4 protein-coding genes and 1 pseudogene are annotated in these 4,131 nt (G+C 72.5%); 2 read left to right on the forward strand and 3 right to left on the reverse strand.

Annotated elements, in window-relative coordinates; genetic code table 11:
• Positions 1 to 96: 96 nt before the first annotated feature.
• The 3 genes from ABTY61_RS41730 to ABTY61_RS41740 form a co-directional block, all read right to left on the reverse strand.
• Positions 97 to 1,470: a TolB family protein gene (locus ABTY61_RS41730; RefSeq protein WP_350510476.1), complete on the reverse strand. Its 1,374-nt coding sequence runs from the start codon at positions 1,468 to 1,470 to the stop codon at positions 97 to 99.
• Positions 1,471 to 1,683: 213 nt separating this feature from the next.
• Positions 1,684 to 2,454 (reverse strand): lysophospholipid acyltransferase family protein, encoded by a 771-nt coding sequence (locus ABTY61_RS41735; RefSeq protein ID WP_350510477.1) that lies wholly within the window; start codon positions 2,452 to 2,454, stop codon positions 1,684 to 1,686.
• Positions 2,455 to 2,682: 228 nt separating this feature from the next.
• Positions 2,683 to 3,108 (reverse strand): DUF4395 domain-containing protein, encoded by a 426-nt coding sequence (locus ABTY61_RS41740; RefSeq protein ID WP_350510478.1) that lies wholly within the window; start codon positions 3,106 to 3,108, stop codon positions 2,683 to 2,685.
• A gap of 207 nt (positions 3,109 to 3,315) precedes the next feature.
• Here ABTY61_RS41740 and ABTY61_RS41745 point away from each other — a divergent pair, with 207 nt between their 5' ends.
• Together ABTY61_RS41745 and ABTY61_RS41750 are read left to right on the forward strand one after the other, a co-directional pair.
• The gene (locus tag ABTY61_RS41745) at positions 3,316 to 3,729 is read left to right on the forward strand and encodes a thioredoxin family protein (protein ID WP_350510479.1); all 414 of its coding nucleotides are present in this window, start codon (positions 3,316 to 3,318) and stop codon (positions 3,727 to 3,729) included.
• Between the two features lie 289 nt (positions 3,730 to 4,018).
• Positions 4,019 to 4,131: pseudogene (locus ABTY61_RS41750) on the forward strand (electron transfer flavoprotein subunit beta); the annotation flags it as partial.

Raw genomic sequence — 4,131 nt, forward strand, 5'->3', positions numbered from 1 at the left:
CTGCAGGGGGGACCCTGTGGGAGAGTAGGACGCCGCCGAACAATCATTCAGAAAAGCCCCTGATCCTTTCGGATCAGGGGCTTTTCGCATTTCCGCTCAGTTGTCGTCCTCGTCCTGCGGTTGGGTGTCATCGGTCTTCGGCTGCCCCTGGGCCTGAGCCGGCGCCGAGGCCGCTGCCGAGGCCGAGGCCGCTGCCGAAGGCGCCGTGGACGGGCCCGCCGAGGCGGCCGCCGACGGTGCCTCGGACGGTGCCTCGGACGGTGCCTCGGACGGTGCCTCGGACGGGGCGACCTGCACCGCCGGCGCTGCCGCGGTACCCCAGGCCGGCCGGTCGAGCCACTTGTCCGCGGTGTTGGTGAGCCGGGCGACGCCCGTACCGTCGGGGCGCATGCTGTAGAGGTCGGCGCCGGCGCCCGACGGGGCCTGGGCGAAGACGATGGACTTGCCGTCGGGCGCGTAGGCGGCGCTGCCGTAGAAGGCGGTGGAGGGGGCCGGGGTGAGGGCGCCGATGGCGGTGCCGTCGGGGTGGACGGTGTAGATGCCGCCGCCGGGGGCGTTGTCGGGGCCGGCCGGGTAGGTGGTGAAGAGGATCTGGCTGCCGTCGGGGGACCAGGCCGCGCGGTCGCCTGCGCGCAGTTCCCAGGGGGTGAGCTGGCGGAGCCCGGTGCCGTCCGCGGCGACCACGTAGATGGCGCGGCTGTTGGCGGGCTGTCCGGTGGCGCTGGTGCGGTACTCGAAGGTGAGCTGCTTGCCGTCGGGGGACCAGCTGGGGTTGCTGACGGTGCCGGAGTGGGGCTTGTCGTTCGTCAGGAAGGTGAGCCGCTGGACGTTGGTGCCGTCGGGGCTCATCAGGTAGAGGTCCGAGTACTGGACCTGGTTGTTGTGGGCCTGGTCGAGGGCGCCCCAGGAGCGGCTGAAGGCGAGCTGCTTGCCGTCCGGGGAGAAGGCGGGGGCACGTTCGTCCTCGTTGGCGCAGTCGGCGGTGCCGCTGCTGGTGTCGCAGAGCTGGCTGATCTGGTGGGCGTTGTCGCCGGTGGTGGTGACCGTCCAGAGGCGGGCGGTGCCGGACTGCGGGTCGGTGCGGTCGAAGACGACGGCGCTGCCGTCGGGGGCCCAGTCGGGGCGGTCGTCGCGGGCGCGCTCGGGCGGCTGGGTGATCTGGTGCTGGCCGGCGCCGTCCGGGCGGAGGGTGACGATGGCGCTGGTGGTGCGGGCGGCGTCGGTGTAGGCCCGGCTGACGATCAGTCCGTTGCGGGCCTCGGCGTTGGCCGCGCCGACGACGCCCGGGGTCGGGGTCGGGTCGGGGGTGGCGGTGGGGGACTCCGGGCGGATCTCGGAGAGCGGGATGTCACCGGGCTCGGCTCCGCACCCGGTGAGCAGGGTGCCCACAAGCAGGAGGCCCGCACCGGCGGTTGCGCGGATGCGGGCCTTGCTGTTGGCGGACTGCCGTGTGCCGGTGCTCCGTGTCATCTCCGTCTCCGACCTTTCCGACCGCTTCGACGTGTGCCCCGGCTCCGCTGGGGAGGGGCACGGGACGCCTCCAGGAGGGGGACCCCTGGAAGGAGCTGTCACTGTGTCAGACGGAGGGTGTCGGCGACCGGGCGACACGCGACGGAACGCGTCCGCTCGGTCACACGGAGTAGAAGGGGTGCGGGCGCAGGACGTCCCGGGGTGCGGGGCGGATCAACCCCGGGCGGCGCGGCGCTCGGCCTTGGCGAGGGCCTCGGCCTCGTCCTCGGCCTCCGCGACCTCCAGGGTCGGCGCGGTGCCGCCGAGCTGGGCGGGCAGCCACCAGGTGTCGTCGGGGCCGGAGGGCTTGCCGGGGTACTCGCGCTGGGCGCGGTCGAGCATCTCGCTCATGGCGGCGCGCAGCTTTCTGGTGACCATCACGGGCTTGTCGCCCGGGCCGAGGTGAATCGGTTCTCCGATCATGATCGTCACCGGCACGTGGCGCTTGGTGAGGGTCTTCGGACGGCCCTTGGTCCAGAGCTGCTGGGTGCCCCAGAGGATGACGGGCAGCAGCGGGGCGCCGGAGTCGGCGGCCATCCGGGCGGCACCGGTCTTGAACTTCTTCAGCATGAACGAGCGGCTGATGGTCGCCTCCGGGAAGACCCCGACGACCTCGCCGGCCTTGAGGGCGCGGACGGCGGCCTCGTAGGCGGGCTGGCCGTCGGTACGGTCGACCGGGATGTGCTTCATGCCGCGCATCAGCGGGCCGGAGATGCTGTGCCGGAAGACGTCGTCCTTGGCCATGAAGCGGGTCTTGCGCTTGCCGCCGCGGTAGGCGCCGAGGCCGGCGAAGAGGAAGTCGAGGTAGCTGATGTGGTTGCTGACCAGCACCGCTCCGCCCCTGGCGGGGATGTTCTCGGCACCGATGATCTTGATCCGCACGTCGAGCGCGCGGAAGGCGGTGAGTGCGGCGCCGATCACCGGCGGGTAGACGAACTCTGCCACGGTCAGTCCTGACTTCCACGGGCCGAGGCCCGGTACGGCGGGTACCCGAGCCGTGCGTGGGAGCCGACCGGAGCACGGCACGCCGCGGCGGTCACGGGTGATACACGGAGATGATCCCCCGAACGAGTGCCCCCTGTCACCTGAGGCGTGCGGTCAAGCGAATATTCACGGTGTGATCTCCGTGATGAATCCGGCCGGGAACTTTTCGGGGGCCGGGCCCGGTGGCGGTCAGGCCCCCGCGCCCGAGCGGCCCTGGGCACGGCGGACGATCGGGTAGATCTCGCAGCCCAGGCAGTAGCCGAAGACCGCGTTCAGGAAGGCGGCGGCCAGGGCGAACCCGGTGGCCGACAGACCGAGCCAGGTGACTCCGGTGAGGTAGCCGAGGGTGCCGACGACGGCGAAGACGGCCCCGCCGCCCTGGGCGAAGCGCAGGGGCCGCTCGTCCTCGGTCGTGGTGGGCGGCGGCAGGCGGGGAGCGATGAGGCTGTGGAACAGGCAGTTGTACGGCGAGAGGCGTGGGCCGCCGGCCGCGCCGAGCAGGAAGACGAGCGCCTGGACGGCCAGTAGCACGGCGTTCCCGGTGATCAGGACGGCGATCAGCAGCACGCTGGTGAGCACGGCGGCGAAGCGGGGACCACGGGGGTCGATCTGCACGGAAGCTCCGGGAGGGTCGCGACGGGCGGCTGCGGCGGGCGCGTCAGCGACAGCGGGTGGTGGTGACCGGCCCCGGGTCGACGACGCGACGGACGGTCAGCAGCGGCGGGGAGGTGCGGTCGGAGTCCACCTGCCGATCGTACGGGCCCGGTGTCGGTAGGTCGACCTCCCTTTCGGAGCCCGTACGCGCTGCCGCAGACTGGGGGGATGACCGGACTCGTGGTGTGCCTCGTCGTGCTGGCGGTGGCGACCGGGTTCGGGCTGTTGAGGGCAGGGCGCGACGGGAGGCTGCGGGTGCGCATCAAGGACGGGACGGTACGGCTGTCGGAGACGGACCTGGGCGGGCCGCTCGGTGAGCGGGCGACCCTGGTGCAGTTCTCCACCGCCTTCTGCCAGCCGTGCCGGGCGACCCGGCGGCTGCTCGCCGAGGTGGCGGGCATGGTCGAGGGGGTCGCGCACGTCGAGGTGGACGCCGAGGCGCAGCTGGAGCTGGTCCGTCGGCTGGAGGTGCTGCGGACGCCGACCGTCCTGGTGCTGGACGCGGCCGGCCGGGTGGTGCGCCGGGCGGCGGGGATGCCCCGCAAGGCGGACGTGATCGCGGCGCTCGGCCAGGCGGTGTGACGGGTGGCGTGACGGGCCGCCGCGGGGGTCGGCGAGCGGATTCCGGACGGTTCGCACCGCCCCGTGAGGTGGGGCCGGTCCCCGACTGGGGCAGGATGGGCGCAAGCGGCGGTGCCGGCCGTCCGGCCTAAGCTACTGGCCAGTAGTGACCACTGCGCTACCGCCGAGTATGCTGCCAGGAAGTTCCGGACCGGCACGGGAACCTCGCTGCCCGGAGCGGGTGCGTGCCGTGTTCGCGCCCGCTTGCACGCCGCAGCCGCCGGACGAGACCAGTACAGGAGACAAGGCCGTGAGCTTGAGGATCGTTGTCTGTGTGAAGTACGTGCCGGACGCGACGGGTGACCGTCGTTTCGCGGACGACCACACCACGGACCGGGAGGGTGTGGACGGCCTCCTGTCGGA

This window comes from Kitasatospora sp. NPDC096128 (assembly GCF_040303105.1).
GTDB lineage: Bacteria > Actinomycetota > Actinomycetes > Streptomycetales > Streptomycetaceae > Kitasatospora.